General features: G+C 49.6%; 18 protein-coding genes. All 18 read right to left on the reverse strand.

Annotated features, from left to right (window positions below):
• Positions 1-20 precede the first annotated feature (20 nt).
• On the reverse strand, positions 21-1247 hold the full coding sequence (gene argJ / locus F4V43_RS17040; RefSeq protein ID WP_150459533.1) for a bifunctional glutamate N-acetyltransferase/amino-acid acetyltransferase ArgJ: 1227 nt from the start codon (positions 1245-1247) through the stop codon (positions 21-23).
• A gap of 23 nt (positions 1248-1270) precedes the next feature.
• On the reverse strand, positions 1271-2320 hold the full coding sequence (argC, locus tag F4V43_RS17045; protein WP_150459459.1) for an N-acetyl-gamma-glutamyl-phosphate reductase: 1050 nt from the start codon (positions 2318-2320) through the stop codon (positions 1271-1273).
• A 106-nt stretch (positions 2321-2426) separates the two neighbouring features.
• The gene (locus F4V43_RS17050) at positions 2427-3311 is read right to left on the reverse strand and encodes a YitT family protein (RefSeq protein WP_150459460.1); all 885 of its coding nucleotides are present in this window, start codon (positions 3309-3311) and stop codon (positions 2427-2429) included.
• Between the two features lie 3 nt (positions 3312-3314).
• Positions 3315-4428 (reverse strand): peptide chain release factor 2 gene (gene prfB, locus F4V43_RS17055; protein WP_150459461.1). Its coding sequence is split into 2 segments (ribosomal slippage): positions 3315-4355 and positions 4357-4428, totalling 1113 coding nucleotides; the frame shifts between segments, so codons are not numbered across the junction.
• 150 nt (positions 4429-4578) lie between these two features.
• Positions 4579-7086, reverse strand: coding sequence for a preprotein translocase subunit SecA (gene secA / locus F4V43_RS17060; RefSeq protein WP_150459462.1), 2508 nt, complete (start codon positions 7084-7086; stop codon positions 4579-4581).
• A 252-nt stretch (positions 7087-7338) separates the two neighbouring features.
• Positions 7339-7890 (reverse strand): ribosome hibernation-promoting factor, HPF/YfiA family, encoded by a 552-nt coding sequence (hpf, locus tag F4V43_RS17065; RefSeq protein WP_150459463.1) that lies wholly within the window; start codon positions 7888-7890, stop codon positions 7339-7341.
• Positions 7891-8075: 185 nt separating this feature from the next.
• On the reverse strand, positions 8076-8273 hold the full coding sequence (locus tag F4V43_RS17070; RefSeq protein WP_150459464.1) for a cold shock domain-containing protein: 198 nt from the start codon (positions 8271-8273) through the stop codon (positions 8076-8078).
• Between the two features lie 242 nt (positions 8274-8515).
• Complete coding sequence (locus F4V43_RS17075; RefSeq protein WP_150459465.1) at positions 8516-9238, reverse strand: NTP transferase domain-containing protein; 723 nt, start codon at positions 9236-9238, stop codon at positions 8516-8518.
• Positions 9239-9250: 12 nt separating this feature from the next.
• Positions 9251-11563 carry an HAD family hydrolase gene (locus tag F4V43_RS17080; protein WP_150459466.1) on the reverse strand — a complete coding sequence of 771 codons (2313 nt, stop codon included), beginning with the start codon at positions 11561-11563 and terminating at the stop codon, positions 9251-9253.
• Positions 11564-11574: 11 nt separating this feature from the next.
• Positions 11575-12000, reverse strand: a complete 426-nt coding sequence (locus F4V43_RS17085; RefSeq protein ID WP_150459467.1) for an adenylyltransferase/cytidyltransferase family protein — start codon at positions 11998-12000, stop codon at positions 11575-11577.
• A gap of 15 nt (positions 12001-12015) precedes the next feature.
• Positions 12016-13116, reverse strand: a complete 1101-nt coding sequence (locus F4V43_RS17090) for a CatB-related O-acetyltransferase (protein ID WP_223879945.1) — start codon at positions 13114-13116, stop codon at positions 12016-12018.
• Entirely contained in the window at positions 13094-15928 is a 2835-nt protein-coding gene (locus F4V43_RS17095; RefSeq protein ID WP_150459468.1) for a LicD family protein, read from the reverse strand. Before F4V43_RS17095 ends, F4V43_RS17090 begins: the two co-directional genes overlap by 23 nt.
• A gap of 30 nt (positions 15929-15958) precedes the next feature.
• A complete protein-coding gene (locus F4V43_RS17100; protein WP_150459469.1) occupies positions 15959-17308 on the reverse strand; it encodes a glycosyltransferase family 2 protein in 1350 nt (449 codons plus the stop codon).
• Between the two features lies 1 nt (position 17309).
• The gene (locus F4V43_RS17105) at positions 17310-18605 is read right to left on the reverse strand and encodes a glycosyltransferase family 2 protein (protein ID WP_150459470.1); all 1296 of its coding nucleotides are present in this window, start codon (positions 18603-18605) and stop codon (positions 17310-17312) included.
• Positions 18606-18627: 22 nt separating this feature from the next.
• The gene (locus F4V43_RS17110; protein WP_150459471.1) at positions 18628-19881 is read right to left on the reverse strand and encodes a glycosyltransferase family 2 protein; all 1254 of its coding nucleotides are present in this window, start codon (positions 19879-19881) and stop codon (positions 18628-18630) included.
• 25 nt (positions 19882-19906) lie between these two features.
• Positions 19907-21226, reverse strand: a complete 1320-nt coding sequence (locus tag F4V43_RS17115; RefSeq protein ID WP_150459472.1) for a glycosyltransferase — start codon at positions 21224-21226, stop codon at positions 19907-19909.
• Positions 21213-22328: a glycosyltransferase gene (locus tag F4V43_RS17120; protein WP_191089631.1), complete on the reverse strand. Its 1116-nt coding sequence runs from the start codon at positions 22326-22328 to the stop codon at positions 21213-21215. The genes F4V43_RS17115 and F4V43_RS17120 overlap by 14 nt, the downstream gene beginning before the upstream one ends.
• Positions 22321-23328, reverse strand: coding sequence for a Gfo/Idh/MocA family protein (locus F4V43_RS17125; protein WP_150459474.1), 1008 nt, complete (start codon positions 23326-23328; stop codon positions 22321-22323). Before F4V43_RS17125 ends, F4V43_RS17120 begins: the two co-directional genes overlap by 8 nt.

The raw sequence follows: 23328 nt of genomic DNA on the forward strand, positions 1-23328 counted from the left end.
CTCCCCCCGCTTCTGTCCGCTCAGGTCCGGTAAGCCGCATTGATCCGCACGTAATCATACGTGAGGTCGCAGCCCCAGGCCGTGGCCTCTCCCTCGCCGTCGGCGAGCTTCACCGTAATCTCCACCGTATCGCCCTGCAAGTACGCAAGTGCCGCCGCCTCGTCAAAAGCGACCGGTCTCGAGCCTTTCAGCACCTCGATCCCGCCCAGGGCGATGTCTACGCGGTCCGTCGACATCGGAACCCCCGCGCGTCCCGCCGCCGCGATAATCCGGCCCCAGTTCGCATCGGCCCCGAATACGGCTGACTTGACCAGGCTGGAGCCGACAATCGTCTTCGCGATCGCGCGGGCCGCGTCCCGGTCGGCGGCTCCGCTTACCCGCACCTCGATGAGGTGCGCGGCGCCTTCGCCGTCCCGGGCGATGGCCATGGCCAGATGGCGGCACACATGCGTGAACGCCTCCACAAAAGCCGCCCAGTCCGGGTGCTGCCGGGTCAGCGGTTCTCGGCCCGCCAGTCCGCTGGCCAGCGCGATCAGCATATCGTTCGTGCTGGTGTCGCCGTCAACGGTAATCATGTTGAACGTCGTATCCGTCGCCGCCCGAAGCAGCGCCAGCAGGTCTTCCCCGGCCACGGCCGCGTCGGTGGTCACGAAGCCGAGCATCGTCGCCATGTTCGGGTGAATCATCCCGGACCCTTTGGCGGCGCCGGCGATGGTGACGGCCTCTCCGCCGACCGTAAGGCGGACGCAGCACTCCTTCTTGACGAGGTCCGTCGTCAGAATGGCCTGGCTGAACTGCTCGGCCCCCGCTGCGCCTCCGTCCAGCTTCTCCGGCAGCTGCGCCAGCCCGCTGCGGACGCAGTCCATCTTCAGCAGCTCTCCGATCACGCCGGTCGAGGCGACGGCGACGTCGCGCTCCGCCACGCCAAGGTGGCGGGCGGCTGCCGACCGCATCTCATAGGCGTCGGCTTCGCCCTGCTCGCCTGTGCAGGCGTTGGCGTTGCCGCTGTTGACGACGACCGCCCGGAGGCGTCCGTCCGCCAGGCTCTCGCGCGTCACTTGGAGAGGCGCCGCCTGGAACAGATTCGTCGTATAGACGGCGGCGGCGGTTGCCGGAACTTCGCACAGGATGGCCGCCAGGTCGTTGCGGTCGGTTTTTTTGAGTCCGCAGTGCAGTCCGCCTGCCTTGAAGCCCTTCGGAGTTGTGACGCTTCCGCCTTCGACGACGGTATACCGCTCTTGTCCAATCATGTCTCGTGCCGCACGGACGCTTACGGATACACCGGAGTGCAGCCGAGCCCGAGCGTTTCCTCCCATCCCATCATCAAATTAAGGTTCTGAATCGCCTGGCCCGCCGCGCCTTTCACCAGATTGTCGATCACCGATACAATCGTGATCCGGCCTGTCCTCGGGTCTGCCGCAAAGCCGATATCGCAGTAATTCGATCCCGCCACTTCCTTCGTCGCCGGCCAGATGCCCGCGCCGCGGATGCGCACATAGGGTCTACCTGTATAATAGTTCCGGTACAAGTCGATAAATTCCTGCTCGTTGTAATTCCCTTTCATCTTCGCATAGCAGGTCGCCATAATGCCTCGGGTCATCGGGACGAGCTGGGTGGTGAAGGTTATCGTAACCGGCTCTCCCGCAATTTCGCCCAGCGCCTGCTCAATTTCGGGAATGTGCTGATGCTTGTTCAGCTTATAGGCTTTGAAATTCTCATTGATCTCCGCATAATGCACCTGAAGGCTGGTTCCGCGCCCGGCGCCCGATACGCCCGACTTGGCGTCGATAATGAGGCTGCCGGGGTCGATCCAGCCCGCCTGAAGCGCCGGGATCAGACCGAGCAGCGTCGCCGTCGGATAGCAGCCGGGATTGGAAATGAAGCCTGCCTCCTTCACCCGGTCGCCGAACACCTCGCACAGTCCGTAGACGGCCTGCTCCAGCAGTTTCGCCGGCGGCGCGGGATGTTTGTACCACTGCTCGTATTCGGCGCCGTCCTTCAGCCGGAAGTCGCCGGAGAGGTCGATGACCTTCAATCCCTCCGCCAGCAGTTCGGGAACCAGCTTCGCGCTAACGCCCGAAGGGGTGGCCGCGAATACCACATCAGCGCGCTGCGCCATCTCTTCGGCATTCACCCCGTCCAGAGGACGGTCCATAACGCCGGTCAAATGCGGAAATCCTTCTTCCAGCGCCGCACCGGCGCTCGAGGATGAAATCACGGAGGTGATCTCCGCCTTCGGGTGATTTTGCAATAGCCTGATCAGCTCTACGCCGCCGTAGCCGGTTGAACCGACAATCGCGACTCTCGTCTTCCTCTCCATGTTCCTCGTCTCCTTTGTCCGTGCCGTGCCCACAAATATGTATTATTATACGTCCTGATTTATATAAATACAATAAAAAAGAGAAGCGTGCTTCCCTTTCGGAAAACTACGCTTCTCTCTTGAACCCTTCGCCCAGCACTTCATGGGCATCGCTGATAATGACAAAGGCCCCGGGATCGACAGAGCGGACAATCGTCTTCAGCCGGGTAATTTCATTCTGACCGACCGCTACCATGAGCACCACCCGGCTGTTGCCGGTGTAGCCGCCCTCGGCGTTCAGCTTCGTCAGACCGCGGTCCAGGTCATGCAGCACGGCCTCGGAGATGGCCTCCGTGTAATCGGATATGATATACGCCACCTTGGTGTAGCTGAAGCCGACCTCCAGAGCGTCGATGACTTTGCCGGTTACGAACAATCCGATCAGCGCATACATCGCCTGCTCCATGCCGAGCACGAATGCGGCCAGCGAGATCACCGTCGCATCCAGCAGCACCACCGATACCGCGAACGTCAGTCCGGTCAGCTTCTGAATCACCTGTGCCAGAATGGTCAGCCCGCCCGTGGAACCCCGTCCCCGGAAGACGAGCCCGAGTCCCAGACCGACGCCGATCCCTCCATAGATGGAGGCCAGCAGCGGGTTATGGGTCGGTACCGGACCGTCCTTGCTGATGTAGATGAACAGCGGCAGCACAATGCTGCCGAGCAGCGACCGCAGACCATACTGCTTGCCGAGCACCCAGACGCCCAGCACGAAGAGCGGAATATTCAGCGCCCACTGGGTAAAAGCCGGCTCGGCCCCGAACCAGGCCTTGGCCAGTACGGACAGGCCGGATACGCCTCCCGACGCGATCTCGTTGGGAAGCATGAACCAGTTGAACGCCAGCGCCGTAATGAGGGAACCCAGCAGAATCAGCAGCGTATCCACCGTATGGCGGAGTGGCCCGTTCAGCGGAATCAGCGGCGGCTTGGCGCGTTTATTGATTTTCTCCATGCGTTATTCAGCCTCGGTCTTGATCTGGCTTCGCAAATATCCGTCGATAAAAGCATCCAGATCGCCGTCCATCACGGCGCCCACATTGCCTGTCTCCACCGAAGTCCGATGGTCCTTGACCATGCTGTACGGGTGGAACACATACGAACGGATCTGGCTGCCCCAGGCGATATCGGACTGCTCGCCGCGGATTTCGTCCAGCTCCCGCTGCTGCTCCTCCAGCTTGCGCTCGTACAACTTGGACCGCAGTGTGGTCATTGCCCGCTCGCGGTTCTTGATCTGGGAGCGCTCGCTCTGGCAGGTTACCACGATGCCGGTCGGCATATGGGTAATCCGCACGGCGGAATCCGTCGTATTGATATGCTGTCCGCCCGCACCTGTCGACCGGTACGTGTCCACTTTCAGATCCTCGGTGCGGATCTCGATATCAATATCTTCATTGATCTCCGGCACCACATCGCAGGAGACGAAGGAGGTATGGCGGCGGCCCGAAGCGTCGAACGGAGAAATGCGGACCAGACGGTGAACGCCCTTCTCGGCTTTCAGATATCCGTAGGCATTGTAGCCTTTGATCAGCAGCGTAACGCTCTTGATCCCGGCCTCATCGCCGGGCAGGTAATCCAGCACTTCCACCTTGAAGCCGCGCTTCTCCGCCCAGCGGGTATACATGCGCAGCAGCATCTGGCCCCAGTCCTGGGACTCCGTCCCGCCGGCGCCCGGATGCAGCTCCAGAATCGCGTTCAATTTATCATAGGGCTGATTGAGCAGGAGCGTCAGCTCGAATTCGTCCAGCCGTCCCACCAGCCCCCGGATCGATTGCGCCGTCTCCGAGGCCATCTCTTCGTCGCCTTCCTCGTCGGCCAGTTCCGCCATCATGGAGGAATCCTCATATTCCTGCTGCAGCTTCGTATATTCATCGACAACGGACTTCACGGCGTTCATCTCGGCAATGAGGCCCTGAGCCCGTTCATTGTCGTCCCAGAAATCCGGCGCCGCCATCTTCTCCTCGAAGTTGGCAATCATCTCCTGCTTCAGATCTAAGTCAAAGAGACCCCCTAAGGTTGGTTAATTTCTTGCCGATTTCCCGAAGATCCTGCTTCACGCTTGGATCGATCATGCTGATCACTTCACCTTTCTGCTCTTGGCTTCATTCCTGCCCTATAATAGTTAAAAAACGGCCGGGCCGCAAGTCAAAGCCTCGGGGCCCAGCCGTCTTCCCTTATCCGATTATCCTTCGCCGCATATACGCTGCCGGCCTGTCCGCCGGTCAGGCATTCTGCCCGTGGCAGTTCTTGTACTTCTTGCCGCTTCCGCAAGGACACGGATCATTCCGGCCTACGGTCGCCGTCACGGTAACCGGACGCTTCTCAACCGGCTCGCCGTTCGTCGAGATCTTCTTCTCGTCGACCACAGACTGGCGCTCCTGATTGGTCTCGACATGGGCCTTCATAATGTAGGTTGCGACTTCTTCCTGAATCGCAGCCGTCATGGCATTGAACATCTCGAAGCCCTCGAACTGGTATTCGCGGAGCGGATCGGTACCGCCGTAAGCCCGCAGGTGAATCCCCTGGCGAAGCTGATCCATGGCGTCGATATGATCCATCCACTTGGAGTCAACCGCGCGCAGCACGATAACCTTCTCGAATTCGCGGATCAGTTCGGAACCCAACCGTTCTTCCCGGGCTTCATACTTGGCCATTACCTTGCCGAAGATAAATTCCACAATCTCTTCGGTTTCCTTGCCCCACAGATCGTCGCGGGTGACTTCGCCTTCTTCCAGCAGTTTGGAATTGACGTAATCCGCCACCTCTTGCAGCTCCCAGTTCTCCGGAATATCGTCGCTGCAGTGCGCCTCGACAACCCGCTCGATGACCGGACGGATCATTTCTACGACAATATCCTTGATGTTCTCGGATTCCAGAATCTCGCGGCGCTGCTTATAGATAATCTCGCGCTGCTGGTTCATCACGTCGTCATACTGCAGGACGACCTTGCGGACGTCGAAGTTATTGCCTTCGACCCGCTTCTGGGCCGATTCGATGGCCCGCGTAATCATCCGGCTCTCGATAGGCTGGTCTTCTTCAAAGCCAAGACGGTCCATCATGTTCAGCACATTGTCGGCGCCGAACCGCTTCATCAGCTCGTCTCCCAGGGAGAGGTAGAACTGCGTGGAGCCCGGATCGCCCTGACGTCCGGCACGGCCGCGCAGCTGGTTATCAATCCGGCGGGATTCATGCCGCTCTGTACCGATAATATGCAGACCGCCTAGTTCCGGCACGCCTTCGCCAAGCAGGATATCGGTACCGCGTCCGGCCATGTTCGTTGCAATCGTAACAGAACCCGGCTGGCCGGCTTGGGCGATAATCTCCGCCTCGGCCGCATGGTGCTTCGCATTCAGCACCTGATGGCGAACGGCCCGCTTCTTCAGCATCTCGGATACGCGCTCCGAGTTCTCGATCGAGACCGTACCGACCAGCACCGGCTGGTTGTTCCGGTGACGCTCTACAATCGCTTCGACCACGGCATTGTACTTGCCGTTCTCGCTCTTGTAGACCACGTCCGGCATATCCTCACGCTGGTTGGGCTTGTTCGTTGGCACCTGAAGCACTTCCAGGCCATAAATCTTCTTGAACTCTTCTTCTTCCGTCTTCGCCGTTCCGGTCATGCCCGCCAGCTTACGGTACATGCGAAAGTAGTTCTGGAATGTGATGGTTGCGAGCGTCATGCTCTCGTTCTGCACCACGATATCTTCCTTGGCTTCAATCGCCTGGTGCAGACCGTCGCTGTACCGGCGGCCGGCCATCAGCCGTCCCGTAAATTCATCGACGATGACAACCTCTTCGTCCGTCACAACATAATCCACATCGCGGCGCATGATCACGTTGGCTTTCAACGCCTGGACAATATGATGGTTCAGCGTCACATGACTGTGATCGTAGAGATTCTCAATGCCAAAGGCTTTCTCGGCTAGGGCTACGCCCTTGTCGGTCAGCGCTACGGATTTCACCTTAATGTCTACCGTATAATGCTCTTCCGGATTCAGCTTCTTGACGAAACGGTCGGCCGCATAATACATCTCGGTCGACTTCTCGGCTTGTCCGGAAATAATCAGCGGCGTTCGCGCCTCGTCGATCAGGATGGAATCGACTTCGTCGATGATGCAGAAGTACAGCGGACGCTGTACCATTTGTTCCTTATAGAGCACCATATTGTCGCGCAGGTAGTCGAATCCGAATTCATTGTTCGTGCCGTACGTAATATCGCAGGCATAAGCTTCCTGTTTATTGGCATGGTCCATGCCGTTCAGGTTGACCCCGACCGTCATGCCCAAATAATTATAGATTTGTCCCATTTGCGCGCTGTCGCGCTGCGCCAGGTAATCATTGACGGTAACGACATGAACGCCTTTGCCCAGCAGCGCGTTCAAATAGACCGGCAGCGTGCCGACCAGCGTCTTGCCTTCACCCGTCTTCATTTCAGCGATTCGGCCTTCGTGCAGAGCCATACCTCCGACCAGCTGCACATCAAAATGCCGCATGCCAAGCGTACGCTTGGACGCTTCCCGCACCGTAGCGAATGCCTCCGGCAGAATCTCCTCCAGCGTTTCGCCCTTGGCGATCCGCTCCCGGAACTCGGCCGTCTTGGCTTTCAGCGCCTCATCGGTAAGCGCAGTGAACTCCGGCTCCAGTCCATTGATGATATCGACCGTCTTCATCAGACGTTTGACATCGCGTTCATTGGTGTCGCCGAATATTTTCTTAACAAGTCCTAGCATGGTTAACCCCTTTCATGCAACACAGATGGTGGAACCTTTCAGCCCATCCCCACCAGAACGAAAGGGCGCGCCTGAACATACGATTCCGCTGCTTCATAAATTGTAACAGTTTGTAAGGGATGCCGCAATATTCGCGGGCTTTCCCCGAAGATATATCGTTCTGGGGATATATACGCACAAGAGCCCTATCCGCCTCACGCGGATGGGGCTCGATTCATTATTGTTCATGAGTCAGGCTTGCCGCAGCGGCTGTCAGCCTTGTTCGATCAATCCGTACTTGCCGTCGTTGCGCTTATACACAACGCTGACTTCCGAAGTATCGATATTCGAGAATACAAAGAAATTATGTCCCACCATATTCATCTGCAGGATCGCTTCTTCCACATCCATCGGCTTCAGCGTGAAGCGCTTGTTGCGCACAACTTCCAGCTCTTCATCCGTATCTTCCAAGGCGACGGAACTGTTCGGACCGCCTTCAACAAAGAGGGTCTTCAAGCTGCCTTCCTGACGGAACTTCCGGTTGAGCTTGGTCTTGTGCTTGCGGATTTGGCGTTCCAGCTTGTCCGCCACACCGTCAATGGAAGCGTACATGTCTTCGCTGCGGACTTCGGCGCGAAGCGTCACTCCGTTCAGCGGGATCGTAACTTCCACTGTATGAAGGCCGCGCAGTACGCTCAGCGTAACGAAACCTTCAGAGGCAGGGGGTGCATCGAAATACTTATCAAGTCTACTGAGCTTTTTCTCCACATAGTCTCTCAAAGCGTCGGTCACTTCAATTTGTTGACCTCGAATGCTGAATTGCATGGGCACTCCTCCTTTGCCCCTTTATTATACCAAAAGGTCAGGCACATGTAAAAACATTAAAAGGGTGTAAACGGTGTCCCTGCACACAAAGAAAAAACCCGGGATTTCCTCCCGGGTTCTTACGCTAGCGTCGTCTCCATTTGCTAACCATCTACCGTTATATGTAGGTCGGCTAAGCCGGATGATTATAATTTGACTACGTTCGCTGCTTGCGGTCCGCGTGCGCCTTCAACGATGTCAAACTCTACGGATTGACCTTCTTCCAGCGTCTTGAAGCCTTCGGATTGGATTGCGGAGAAATGTACGAATACGTCGCCGCCTTCCGCAGTTTCGATGAAGCCATAGCCCTTCTCTGCGTTAAACCATTTTACTTTACCTTCCATTGATTACACATTCCCTTCGTCATCAATTAAACGCGAGCCTTGCTCACATTTCTGACTATAACACCCCGGCTTCTTCATTGTCAATTGGAAAAGAAAATGATTACATACAATAAATTACCACAAACAATTTCCTCTGATATCAGCCGTTTGTTATATGAAATGGAACAGACAAGATATAATACCCGTTTGCTCCTACACTGAAACCTAATATTTAATAAACTCTCTAAAATAATTAACCCCGTTTATCCCCCGTAGTCATAATCTTTGATCTTCCCGTCAATATATTCCAAAATTCGCTCATAATCGTCAAAGTAGTCAATTTCAGACCAAAAGCAGCCTTTTACGTCAATCGTATAAATATTCTGATTATGCGTCATCGTATAAAGAATATCTTCCCACCACTTCCCATGCTCCTGTGCATGAATCAATTGCTCCATCTGATCACAGAATGTTTCGGTGAAACGTTTCTCTACCTTGGCAATGCCTACATACTCACAGGTCCGGTCTTCCCGCGGAAGGTCCTTCCCGTATTTCTTGACACATCCATTGACGGTTTGAAAAAAGTAGTCTCCGACTTCAACCCTATCGGTGTCCATAGCCATAACTACCTCATGCCGGTCGCTTAGAATTCGCTTGAGAATTTCCGGAGAGAAGAAGACATCCGCATTTAGAATCAGCATATCATCGTTGATCTCCTGCCGGGCAAACCAAAGGCTGGCAATGCTATTGGTTACATCATAAAAAGGGTTATGGTAGTAAGTCACTTCAAGTCCCTGCAGCGCTTTTTGAATCAGATGATTCTGGTAGCCAACGCAGACATAAATCTCCATGCCATGCTCAAGCAGCATTGTGACGGTATGCCGGATAAGCGGTACACCATTGATCGGCAGCGTGCTTTTGGGCACATTTTCAATCATACGCGAGATTCGGGTTCCCTTACCCGCTGCTAATAATATCGCCTTCATGAGTCGTTCCTCCTACTCCCACGTGGGCCAAGGTTCCACCCATCGGATCGAGTCTTCCGGAAGGCCCCTGTCCGCCAAGTCCCTGCGGATAATTCCTGCCAGACCGCGGTCCTTCACTCCGATTACTATACTATCATACTTGATTTGCGATATTTCGTCAGGACTCGATACATTCATGCCCATCTGCCGATATTTGAGATAATCCCGATCCGCCCAGAGCACCACTTGGCTTTTACCGAACTTCAGAATTTTATCTCTAATCTCCTGTCCCATCTTTCCGGCGCCGTACAAGACAATCCTTTCATCCAACGCTTCTACCGGAAAATAGCTTGCCAAGCGGTACCGTTTGCCGCTTCGCCAAGTCTTAAGAAAACGGTTCAGACGTCCTAACCATGCCTCGTTTTGGCGGCGATAAAAGGCAATTCGCCTCTTGTCTGCTAGATTTGCCCGCATAATGGAGTAATCCAGATAGGAGCCCGAATAGTAACGTTCGATCGGCTCGTCAGTTCGGTATAGAAAGAGCTGGCGAAGCTGGCGGCGAGTTAAAATCGGAGCAAACTCAACCGGCTCCGACTCCCGGCCTGTGACGCCATTTGGCATTTTTCCGAAGAAGTCACGAATATTATTATCTGGCGTATCCGCAGCATATTTGAGATAAGAAACTGCAATATCCAGCCGGTCCCCGCGGTGTCCAAATTGTTCAATCGTATGCGCTAACCGGGAGGTGAAATTCTCTACTCCGGTCACGTAGTCCACAAATCCATGCTTCGAAAGTGCATCCACCTCTCCGGCATCATTCAGGACCGGAACGATGCGTTCTCCTTCTTCCCTGTAACCTATAGTTTGACCATGCATAGCCCTGCACAGCATTTCTACCAGAAGTCCCGAGGGCCCTAGATAGCTGGGCAAGAAATTGTAATAGATACAGCTACCGCTTGTCTTCATTCGGTCCATTCGTAGATAGAAAGTACGGATGGTCTCTGGGTAAAAATCCTTCATAATAACGGCTAAGCAGCTTTGTGTAAAACCTCCGCCGGACAGATCGACAAAGGCAAACTGGTTATTGGTAAGATCCAGTTCTTGCTGCAGGTAACGCGCAACCAGCTCACGCTTCGGACGGTGTTTATTCTGCAGAAACGTTTTGAAAGTCAGATTGGAGTTCAATCTCTTAGCAATTTCAGCTAAGGCGATCTGCGATAACGGCTTCTTGACCGTTCGTGCTGCAAAAGGGAGGAAGGGCTCCAATTCATCAAAGGATAGTTGCAATATATCTGCTAAGCCAGCGACACTCTGCAAATTTTGCGAATAAGACCAGCCGATGAACCGGTATAAGTCATCGTTGCCCGGACCGAAGGAAGCCATCCGCCACGCTTGACGAGATCCATAAAGGTAATGGGTCTTGATATCAAGCTGCCGCTCTCTGATAATCCGGTCTGCGATGCCTTTTAGAACGTAACCATCTCTAGCAATAAAGTACAGTCGGCTGATTCCTTTATCGCAGCTCTCCTCAAGAAGCCACCATACATAGGAAAACAGAATAGGTCCACCCAAGGAAGAACCAATGGCCGCAGCGGTCTTTGCCGTCTCCGCAGTCTGCTCGGATATGCGAACATAGCGGGAAGCCCCTATTGACAATTGTGTATAGGCATCGTCTTCGCTTCGCTCAAGCGCTGCTTGTTCATAAGTCGTCAATGGACTGAAAGGTAGGTGCTTGGTTCTAATTCCCAGCTCGGCAGCCCTCTGAATATCCACTTCCAGATTATCGCCGCAATGGGTCCATTCGCTGAACTCTACTCTTTCCAGTTCAGCGACGCGCTTATACAATTTGCCCGTCCATTTGGCCTGTCCGTAATCCGACGAAATATAGAGCGGTAGATCGGCAAGGATCGGATCCGCCTTGACCAGCATCGCTTGTATAAGCTCGTGGTCGAGGTACATATCAGAGATTAGGATAACCCGTTCTCCCTGACGGATAAGCGTCTTCAGCCATTCTATTCGTGATTGGATCGGAAGCGTGTACTCATACTCTATCGCTCGTTCTAGTTGTTGCAACCGTAGCGCCATTTCTGCTGTTAGGCTTCCGGTCGTCAATAAAGCATCGTAAATCTGGATGAGCGTGATTTCCTCTATCCATTCCGATTCCCGAATCGTCCAGACCATTTGCTCTGCATGACTCCGAAGAAGAAAGAAATTACTGCGAACATATTCGGGAATATCCGCAAATTCGCTCTCATACCGGAGTTTCTCTTGCATCAGAGCGAAGATCCCCTTAGGTGTTGCAGTAGCTCGGGTGATCAGCGTATCAAATACGTCAAAACTGTACATAAGGGCCTCCGCTAAATCAGGGATTGGTCAATCAATTTCTTGATCTGAGTGGAACTCGTCCCTTGGGTGTAAGGAAAGAAGATCATATCCGAGCCAACCTCACGTAACTGGGCATGCTCCTCTTGCCAATCGTCCTTATGGTCATCGCCTGAAAAGTGACAGTCGTAGCGATACAACTGCCAGGCATCCCACTTTACCGTGTTGTGATAAGATACCGCAACCGCCCGATCGACATATTTGATAGACTCGACAATGGCCAGACGTTCCTCGAATGGAATGTATGGTGCTCTTCCTTTAAAATGAAGGACCAATTCATCCGTCAGCACACCGGCGATCAAATACTCGCTAAGCTCCTTGCACTGGTGAAGAAGATTTAAATGACCAACATGGAATAAGTCAAATACACCGGGCACATACCCTGTCTTGTACGGTTTCATGGTTGTACCTCCTTGTTAGAATACCGGGCAATCCACGCCGGAGATCATCTTGACTCCATTCTCATAAGCATACTCCGAATGAAGGATGGTTTTCTTCGTCCGGTTCGTAATCCAATAGTCTGCCTTTCGAAATACCGCCCGTTCCTGCTCTTCCGGGCAGAGGCAGGTTTGCACCGAGCACGTCGCTTTCTCCATTTGGATTAACTTGTCGATATAAGTCGCCAACAAGGAGAGAATCTGAGGCGATGCAGCTGCGAACTGCTCCTCAACTAGGATAATCAGCATCCGTTCTTGATCGGTCCTAAACGTATGAACGAATTCTTTAATGATTCGTTGCCACAGACTAAAGGGTTCTGCAAAATCCCCAAAAAATACGTACTTCAGTTCACCTTGCGGAAGGGGGATATCAGGGACATGGCTTTTCTTTTTCAGCCCCTCCTCATAGAAGAGCTCGCAGAAGCGTTCTACGTTCGTATCTGTAAAAAAAGCGCTGTTCTCTGAAATTTTCCGATCATCCCAATTCCACCACTGAATGGTCTGGAGCTTCTCAATGATGTCTTCGCTAAATCGATACCGGATGATCCGGGCAGGGTTGCCACCAACGATAGCATACGGCGGAACGTCATTGACTACATGAGAATTAGCTGCAACGACGGCGCCATTGTGAATCGTTACGCCAGGCATAACAGTCACATCATGACCAATCCAAACATCATTTTGAATTAGAATTTGCCCCTTGCATCTGCATAGTTCCGAGAAATTCGAGACAGCATCCTGTCTTCCAAATAAACGGGATACTCCGGTAGATAAATTGGCATAGTTATGCGCCATACCCAACGTAAAGTTGGAACCGTACGCAATAGAGGTGAATTGTCCAATTTGCAGATTATGGGCAATCCAACCAGCGGGAATTCTCCACTTGAGACCTGACGAGATCGTTCCAGGCCGGTCTCCATCTCTGCTGATGTAGCTGTATCTCCCGATGGTTGCAAGCGGAAATCCGGGACCTCCCTCTTCTATATCAATCAAATATTCAGATATACCTTCCGTAATTTCATCAATCGCTACAGACAAGTTAACGATCATAGCAGACTCACCGACTTTCCCCTTCTTCATCTCTGGTAATCCAATCCACATCCTGGACATAGACCCGATAATCCTGGATTCCCATCTCCTGGAGCTGCTTCTCGATGGCCCGGTAATGCACACTGCAAATAATCAGATGGAGGTTGTCAGTTGCAATATCAGCAAGCTTCTGCGGAGAGCATACCGGTATTTCTTGTCGGCAAGTCCCCCACTTGGCCGAATCATTATCTATGAGAAAATCCGGCCGGTGCTTTTCCCCATGTTTGTCCATGTAATGTTCGAACATAAGGCCCGCGCCAAAAATCACCAGCTGCTTACCATCACTGCCTCCAAACAAATCAAAGAATAACCGATAAAACTCCTGGTAAGGAATTTCAGGATGATAAATTCCCTTGTGCTTGGGCCTGCGCTGCTCCATCGGAGGGTAGCTCATATAGTCCTTACCCATTGTCATTTCCAGACAACGCTTATAGCCGATTGGCACCGGAATTGTCTGATCTTCGAATCCCAGCATAACCCTTTCCTCAAAATCGCTTCGATTCAACGGTTGGTAATAGTTATAGTGAGTGAAGATCGCCAGGTAGTCAGAGGTTGGATCCGGTAATTGCGTTATTGCCCGCTCCAGTCTCTGGACGAGCTGGCGGTGCGAGAACAGACTTGCCACCATACGATAACCTCTCCAGGTCCAGCCCGTCATGTCCCGAAACTGCCGGAATTCATGGCCGTAGACACGGCTATACAGCAGACGCTGGGCGGTCCGGATGCTTCGCAACTTCTTTTTCAGCTTCTGCGGATTTCGGGTACAGCTATCCATCGGCAGGATGTCAATCCAGATACCCTGATGACCGCTCCGGCCAAGATCGATCCGGCTAATACCTGTAGTTTTGCTGTCACGCAACCGCATGAATCCTCCATAGAAGCTATCTACACTTTCTTCCGGTGTCTGCAAAACATACGAATCGGGAAATTCAGAAGCGGCGATAGCTTTCAGACGATCATAATCCGCCCGGGGCATGGCCATATCGATATCGTCATCCCAAGGAATATAGCCCTGATGTCGAACCGCTCCGAGAAGGGTTCCGTAGATGGCATATACCCGCAAATCATGCTTCTCGCAGACTTCCAGAAGGCTGGATAGCAACTTCAGCTGCACACTGCGTACTTTTCTTATCTTATCGGTAACAGGGGCTGGTTCAATTACCCCCTTCGGTGACCCTATTTCTTCTGTATTGCGCAAGATTCGTTCGTAATCGATCCGGGTCCATCTGTAGAAATGCTCATGCTGATCATGTCTTCGTACATTAGATAGAAACCGGCCTTCTTCCTCCAGAAAAAAACTCCATGCCTCCTTAAGTCCGTATCGTTCTTTCAGGCCGTTCAATGGAACCGCATATTCAGCATCTGGAGCAAAGGCATACATATAATGAAGCGCCCGAAACAACACATAACGGGCCGGATAATTCTCTTCAACAAATTCCTGATCAAAAAAAATAATTCGACCGTTCTCATAAAAGCTGTTCAAAGGAATCAATTCCAAATAAGCCCGGCGCAGCACAGGGCCAAAGTCCACCTGGTCTCCACCCTCCGGTCGGAATGCGCTTTGTTCCGAGGAGACTTGTTCAGAAGAAATTAAAATCAAACCATAGAGGTGATCGAAGAGCCGAATGAATTCAGCAGAATCTCTAGAGACGATCTCTTTCAAGTATTTGGACAGTGTCGGAGCAGACATATAAGGCATGACTAAGGACATGCGCTCCAGACTATGTCGAACAATCTCCAATCCATGACTCCGGAGGTCGAGCATATTCTTATACAATTGCACCATACTTGGCCTACCTTCGGGATATAACGGTGTCTTCTTCACCTGGTTATTCCGATAAATGGTTGTGGCGAAGGCACGCCCTCTGTCCCGGTCTCCTGAAATTGCCGAATAGATGACTGGGCTTAAGTTCTTACTCAAAGAAGCCTCCACGAGAAAGGAGTTGGCAAAAAACTCGAATACACCATTATCAATCACATCATTGTATAGGTCCAGTTCATACGCTACGAGCGATTCAGCATTAGGATAGTAGGGGATCAGACGTTCCTGGAGATTCTTCTCCGGCAAAAAGGATTCGGAATATACCAGTTGCGTCAGCTTGTAATCTGGCAGCGGATAATAAAATTGATGATAGGTTAAGCCCGCAAGCTTCAAGATTTCTTTCACTTCCTGGCGGCTGAAGGAATACCCCTTCGTTCCCTTCGGATAATGATTCACCCCGTCAAAAGGCCTGCCGGTATGCGGTTCGGGTGCACCGGCAAAATAACGAAGACCGTAGCGATTCTCTACGGCCAGCAGAATTTTACCCTGAGGCTTGAGTAAGGGCAGAAGTCTGCTCAGATAGTCTATATAAGGATTCAGGCTCGTGGACCCGCCGCCCACTTGCTCAAGCATTCCCACCAGTACGATATAATCGAAGGATCGATCTAATTCCAGTTCCATCACATGTCCTGCATAGACATCCAGGTTACTGCGGTTCGCATGACGCTGACAGATCGCTTCCGCCCGGAACAAGGATTCCTCTACAGTTGTTACATGTGCGCATCGTTCACAGAGCATACCACTGAGTGCCCCGAACTCGCCGCCAATCTCCAGAACCTCCGCCTCTGCATCAAATTTATACCAATTCAGAATCGATGTTCTCATATCACTCAGGTGATAAAATACTTCCCATCTGGAATCTTGGCGAAGCACTTCATCAAACCGGCCCGCAGGATACTGTTCCAGATAAGCGCGTATATCGCGATCAGTCGGGTTTGCAGCAGAAACATCTGCCTTCGTGGTTCTGTGCAGCGTGGCCATATATCATACGCTCCTGTTCCAAAACGTTAACTAACTTTTAATGTAGTCCAGAATATAATAAATATTAGCGTAAGCATTACAGATACTTACTCGATTACTAGGTACACCAAATCCCGCCAACTGATCAGACATTTCATCCGTATGTTTAAACGCCGCTACGACAAAATCGGCTTTAGAATAGCGGGCTACTGCCTCTGCTGGCGAAATCACAGAATACCCCTCAATCTCAGTGTTCCAAAGTTTCGAATTATTATCGCAGAGTGCTAGTATATGAGGAAATTGCAGAGTCTTCGCAAGCAGAATGAAATATCGCCCTACATTTCCTGCGCCGAATAAAACAACATCTTTATTAGACTTTAAAATAGTCGCAATTTCTTGGGAGCGAGTTTTTTCTTTTCTATTTCGCTCATTATAATTAAGCAAAGCCTCTTTTTCATCGGCAACCACCAAATCATAAAAGGTTTTCAGATCAGCAGGAAGCAGACTCATATCCAGATTAGAATCATTCCAGTCACGCATCAGTTCTTCCCGAATTTCTTCGAGAAACGCCTCTTGCAGTTCCCCCTCCAATCTGCTGAGATTCCATTCATATGCGATATATTTTCTAACCGCAAGCGCAGAAAGCACTTTAGCCACTTGGTTCAATTCTTCGGGAAGTTGCTCTCTGATCTGTTTAAATTCCTCTATAATAGCAAAAGCCTTATTAAGGTCCTTGGTAGAGGATGCCGCATTGTCTGTACGATACCAATAGAAGGCTTCATCCAGGAAGTACGCTCTCTGTGCATACAGAGAAGTAAAAAAGAAAAAGCCGGTATCCTGATAGGAAGCCCCCGGTGATTCTGTTAATCTAATCTGATTTCTTTGAAGGAAACTTTTATTGTATATTCCGGTCCAAATGGCAATATCAACGTTGACTATAAAAAGCGGATCAGCGGATATATCTAATATAGTCTTGTAGAAAGACGGGGTGTTCACAATGTGCAGTTGAAGGTGAATATCCCTTTTACGTTCGGTAACAAACGGCTTGAAATCAGACTTAACATAGTCGGCTTTATTATCTTCGGCATACCGAAAAAGCGTTGCGAACATATCCTGGTCGACCTTGTCATCAGATTCTACGATCCCGATGTATTTTCCCGACGCCTCTTCAATTCCACGATTAATTTTGTGTCCATAGCTGCTATCCGGATCGATAATCATACGAAAACGTCCATCTTTTGCTTTATATTCCTTGATGATTTCCCGGGTTTGATCTGTACTAGAATCCTCAATACATAGAAACTCCATGTCAGGCAGCGCTTGAAGGCTTATACTGTCAAGGCATTCCCGCAGATATCGTTCTGAGTTATGGACAGGGATAATGACACTAATGGATTTCATCCTAGTTCTCCTTTGAAGTATTAAATAACTGAAAGCGTCGGTACTCAATGGGCCAAATTTGTTGAAAACCCAACGTGTCAAGAGTTGCCATTATTTCATTCTGGAAACTGTCCGTTGTAGCCAAGACGACAGAAGCAGTAGGGCAAAGCTCTGCCAGGTCTCTAATTTCTCTTACAGTTATCCCCTCAATTTCTCTAGGGTTCCCAACAGCAGAGGTTACCGCATACCCTACAAGATGCACATGCTGAATTTCTTGAATATACATCGCTACTTTTTGGCCTATACAGCCAGCACCATAAATAATAATTGGATTTCCGCCTTGTAAAAACCTATTAAATTTTTTCTGCAATTCTATATTTTCCTTTGCAAAGATTTCAAGATGGGCGTGTTTTAGGGGAAAGCGATCAGCCATTAACCTTTGTTCCTCTGTTAACCATTCCATATTAATAGCTTGTTCGATTTCCTCTAACAACATCCCACTAGAATTCCGCCCTGTTGCAACCTGCTTGTAAAAGGGTCTGAATAAATCTAAATATACAATTTTGACCACTATGTTGTGTAATTTATATAAATTATGTTTTTTTGATAAAGTTAGCAGGTCAAGTAGACCAGCTGCAAAATCGCCCCATTTATGAGTCGGTATAGCTGGATTCTTATGTCCTTGTCTATACCGATAAGTAACTTTCGATAGAGCATAAAATTGTTTAGCTTGAATCGCGGCCTTGACAAAGAAGGGAGGATCCTCAAAGTAATTATAAGTAGGGAACGAAATACTATGGTTGCGTAAAAACTCAAGTTGATACAAAAAACGGGTAAAGCCATATGGAAACTGATAATCCTCAAACGCAATCATTCCGTCACTTTTAAAACGATAATCTTGGTACCAACTCTGAAAGTTTTCAATTATATTCCCATTGTCTAATAGGCTGAACGATCCTCCACAAATTAAAGCATTATGATTGATCGCATTTGTGTAAAGACATTCTAAAATATCATTGTCAGGGTAATAATCATCGGGATCCATAAATGCTACATACTCTCCACTGGCCATAAGTAATCCGCGATTGCGGGCAGCCGCAACCCCCTGGTTAGATTGGCTTATAGTGACCAAATGTGAATAACGAGCCTCATATTTCTGCAATATTTCCAGTGAGCCATCCGTAGAACCATCATTGATACATATAATCTCGATACCCGGGAGAGTCTGGTCCAGCACACTATTCAAACATTCTTCTAAATAACGCTCCACGTTATAGATCGGTATGATAACAGATATAGGGGGTGTTAACTTCGGCATGTCTTCCTCCGATAATATCGGTTTAGTATGGATCTAGATCCATGTAATGCTCAAACCCAAACTCCTCAAGTTTCTCCCGCATACTGACCAAATACTTGGGAGTCGCTGCCAGTAGAATCAGTGTCTCTTGGCGGTAAGGATGCAATTCTTCAATCGAGTATACACGATGGCCCAAGACAAATTCGGGATTATGTTGCTTCTCGCTAACCATAAATCCATTGATTCCAATTTGTTGCTTATCTAAAACCTCAAGTATCTGTCTGCCGACTACTCCGGCTCCATATATAACTACCTTCGGATATTTACTTATGGAATAAATTTCCGATATATCAAGTTCACGTCTCCTCTTCGTATTCATATAAAGTTGGAACAAATGTCCTGGAAGAGAACCAGAACCAACTTCCTGAAAGTCGTTTAAGTGGACTTCCCCTTTTATCTGGGCATACCGAACATGAAGACGGGTGTAGAGATTGAAGATATGCCGGGCAATCGCAGCATCAAGGGTTTCATCTATTTCTTGGCCCTTCCAGTAATCTAGCATCTCGCAAATTGTTATAAACAATCCAATAAAGTTCCTTTTTGTCGCGCCGCTGGTCATTATCGATTTCTGACGAAGGCGCCGTACGAAATATTTCTTGTGAACGCATTCCACCCGCTCAGCGGACAAAAGAGTAAGGAAAGAAAACAATTCATCTTCATGAATAATATTTTCATAAAAATCAAACGAACGAGTTATTAAAAATTCTCTGTTCCAGAACTGCCGACATACAGAGCCAAACCACTCTCCGCGATAAACTAGCAACGGAAACAACTCACTGCCTGACATAACTCTCTCATAAGAGTGACGAAACTCCTCTTTATAACCGATAAATTGGGTCTTTAGCTGGTCATCTTCATAAAGAAGCTCTGCTTCAAAGAAGACTGCATCCAAGACACCACTTTCGGCTTTATTGAATAATTCTTCCATAGCTTCAGGGACGATATAGTCGTCAGAATCCAGAAAATAAATGTATTTCCCAGAGGCTCTGCTAAGTCCTGTGTTTCGGGCAGAGGATAGTCCCCTATTACGGGGATGAGTTATAATTTGAATACGTTTATCATTGGTCCGGAATTTCTCTAATATATCCATAGAGTTGTCGGTCGAAGCGTCATTAATACATATCACTTCAATATCCGTCAGCGTTTGCCCTATCACACTTTGCAGGCACTCGTCCAGGTATCTCTCTACATTATAAACAGGAATCACAACAGAAACTTTAGGAGGCTCAAGGATCATATTCTCTCTCCAAACTTCAAAATAGTTAAACCTGAATTACGCTATTTCGGTCGATTCCAAATAATTGAAACTCTAAGGAATTCAAATATATCTGGTGCTGGAACCCCAAATACTCTAGATGGAGCTTAATCTCGTTGTGCAGATTGGAAAACGTAGCAATAAGTACTGTAGCCTTTTCTTTCAAATAAAGATAATCTTCAATTTGTTTAACCGGAATAGTTGTGATATATCGTTTGCCGCTGCCAAGTTTAGTTACTGCTGCACCAATTACTTCAACTTCTGGATACCCTTTAAGGAATGCTGCTGCCTTTTCCCCCATAACACCTGCACCGTATATAATGACCGGCTGGTTCTCCCGCAATCGCTTAACCAATTTCTCTTGGATTTCAGGCATCTTTGCTGCGTATTGTTTGATCTGATGCGGTTTTAATGGATAGCGGTTATAGTAGTCTTGGTTCTCTTCAGTCAGCCAATCGAAATGGATGGACTGATCGATTTCATTGAGAAGTTCATGAAGCTCATGAGTTTTGGGTAGCTGCTTCTGAATGAACTTATAAAAAGCCCGATACAAGTCGTCATAAAAGATACGGACAGCTAAATTATATAGGTGGCAAAGTCCTTCCTGTTCAGCCACCCGGATCAAATCCAGGGCACCGCGGGCGCAATCTGTAGTCTTACGCAGGTTTAAAGTGGTATATTTATGTCTAACACGATAGCAGTATACGAATTCGGGTATCGCGTAAAATTGTTCAGCGAGGACTAAGGCCTGAGTAGAAAAGGGTAAGTCTTCACATCTCTCATACAGCGGAAACAATAACCCATTACGTACCAGAAGATCTCTTTTATACATAAATCTTTGAAACCCATAAGGAAATTGGTACTCTGAAAAGGTGATCATGCCCTCAAATGGAAAAGTGAGTGCTGAGAAGGGGCCTGAGAAATCGGTAAGTCTGTGATCGTTCACCCAATAGCAGTAAGATCCTGCACAAATCTCCGCTTTATGCTCTACAGCCTTGTTAAATAAGCGCTCTAACACTTGATTATCGGGATAGTAGTCGTCTGGGTCCATAAAGGCAATATATTCGGCAGTCGATGCCTCAAGAGCGCGATTTCGTGCTTTAGACACCCCTTGGTTCTTTTGATTAATGATAAAAATGTTTGGATATAGGGTGGCATAGCGTTCCAAAATTATTAAGGATCTGTCTGTGGAGCCATCGTTAACCGCAACAATTTGAATGGGCGCCAACGTCTGGTTCACAACACTATCCAAGCACTCCTCCAGATAACTCTCCATATTATAAATCGGAATAATAACCGAAACTTTATAGGGGTTAACTACGTCCATATCCTTCCTCCAGCCGTTTGATTTCCGATACGATATTATACCCGGCCGCCGTGATAGGCTCCTCGGTCTGGCCCCTATGGTATTTCTCGGCGTTCTGTCTAACCCAAGCGTACCAAGCCTCCTCTTTTAGAGGCAGAAAATCAAGATTTCCGGTAATCTTGGCTTCATAGGGAACCTTATCGCTGGCCAAACAATGTAATCCAGCCGCCTGGGCCTCAATCAGCACAATACCCAATCCCTCAAAATGCGAAGGCAACAAAAAAAGATCCATTGCCTGCATAATTCCATGAACATCTTCTCTTGCGCCAAGAAAGATGACACTTGAGCCCAATCCAAAATCATTGACTTGCTGTCGAATCTGCTCCTCCATCGGCCCGACACCGGCCAGGACGAGTCTCGCTTGCGGGTATACAGATACCACCCTTCGAAAGACCTCAATTAAAAATTCGTGATTTTTGGTGTGAACAAACCTTCCGACATGTCCCAGTACCAAGCAATCGTTGAGTCCCAAACGTTGTCGATAATTTCGGCGAAGCACAAGGTTAAAGGCAAACTTTCTAACATCAATTGCATTCCTCATAAGGATAATCCGCTCTCTGGGAATCTGCTCACCAAACAACCAGTCCGCTGCCGCTTCCGAGCAGGCCCAATAATCGGTCGCCAGCCCCCTGTGAAATAATTTCTTCTGCTCCTGATGGTGCCTGATGGCTATCAGTCGTTCCTTCTCGTCTGCCTTATCTACCATGGTGCTGTGCGCATGCACGATGATCCGAGGAACCCGATGGCGGAGGGCAAGTTTCTCTGCCAGAAAGCTTTTCCAATAGGAGGTATGGAGATGTATAACATCGTAGCCCTCTTCCAAAATGTGATTCATCTCTTCAATGAACCTCTCCTCGTTCTCTTCAGCATAGCAGGACAGATAGTGCACTTTACAGCCTTGGCTTGTCAATGTCTCTTCAAAGTCGAGCTTCTTCTTGCTGAACGTTGCAAAATCAAAGTGAAACCGATCCCTATCAATATGTCTCCAATTATTCAGTACATAGTTGGTAATACCGCCGGAAGTGTTAGCGATGGGGAATTGCAAAATATTAATTTTATCCATTAGTTCTTCCAACACCTCTTCTACCACCATTTCTCTCTTTCAAAAATGCGGCCATAATAGCAGCTATCCCGATGGATACTTTAGATGGCAACAACCGGACAGCCTCCTGACTCCCCTGAATTGCTGCCGCAAACCAGCTCAGTCCATATCTTAAGCCTTCACCGGCGAACTCCTCTTCAAAGTCATCGCGAGAGGTGGCATCTTCATAATAGAGCGAGAATGCATCGGTCTTCCACCACGGAGCGACTACCTTGAGATAGCCCTTGCTTCCGCTGACTACGAGCGTGCCTTCTGACTTGACTCCAAGCCCAACTTTAACGGTAGCCAGACTGTCTGTATAGCGAAAATACGCTTTTGTATACAAATCCAGTCCATGTTGGCCGGGGATGTGTTCAAAGCGCAGCGACTCATATTGGTCTCCTAAGATGCTCAGGACGGCCATGAGCGGGTAACTGCCCAATTCCGTAAAACTTCCGGCCCATGGCGAAGGCGAAAGTTCTCTCCAGTGTTCTCCAGGGGGTGAGAGTTTCGTAAATGTTCCTTCCACATCTCGGATAAGCCCGATCCTGCCGCTATCCAGCACTTCCAATACCTTAAGAAATCCGGGGCAATATGCAGTCTTGATGGCCTCCATTAATACCAAGCCCTGATGCTTGGCGCAAGCAAAGGCTTTCTCCGCCTCCTGTTTATCCAGTACCATTGGCTTCTCGCACCAGACATGCTTGCCTTTGACCAGAGCATTCATAATATAGTAAAAATGCGTTTCATGTGGAGAAGCAATATATACGGCATCTACCCCTTTGTAGAGCATCTCTTCACTCTCGGCAGCTATTTCCAAATGATGCCGATCGGCAAACTCACGGGCAGCCGGGAATCGCGGGTTATAGACACCGACAACCTCAATTCCCTGTACCTGCTGCGCCTCCGAAATAAATCGTTCGGCGATCCGACCACTTCCTATAATTCCAATGCGTATAGCACCATCCAGATGGGTTCTCAT

The organism is Paenibacillus spiritus (genome assembly GCF_008710135.1).
Classification (GTDB): Bacteria; Bacillota; Bacilli; order Paenibacillales; family Paenibacillaceae; genus Paenibacillus_AQ; species Paenibacillus_AQ glufosinatiresistens.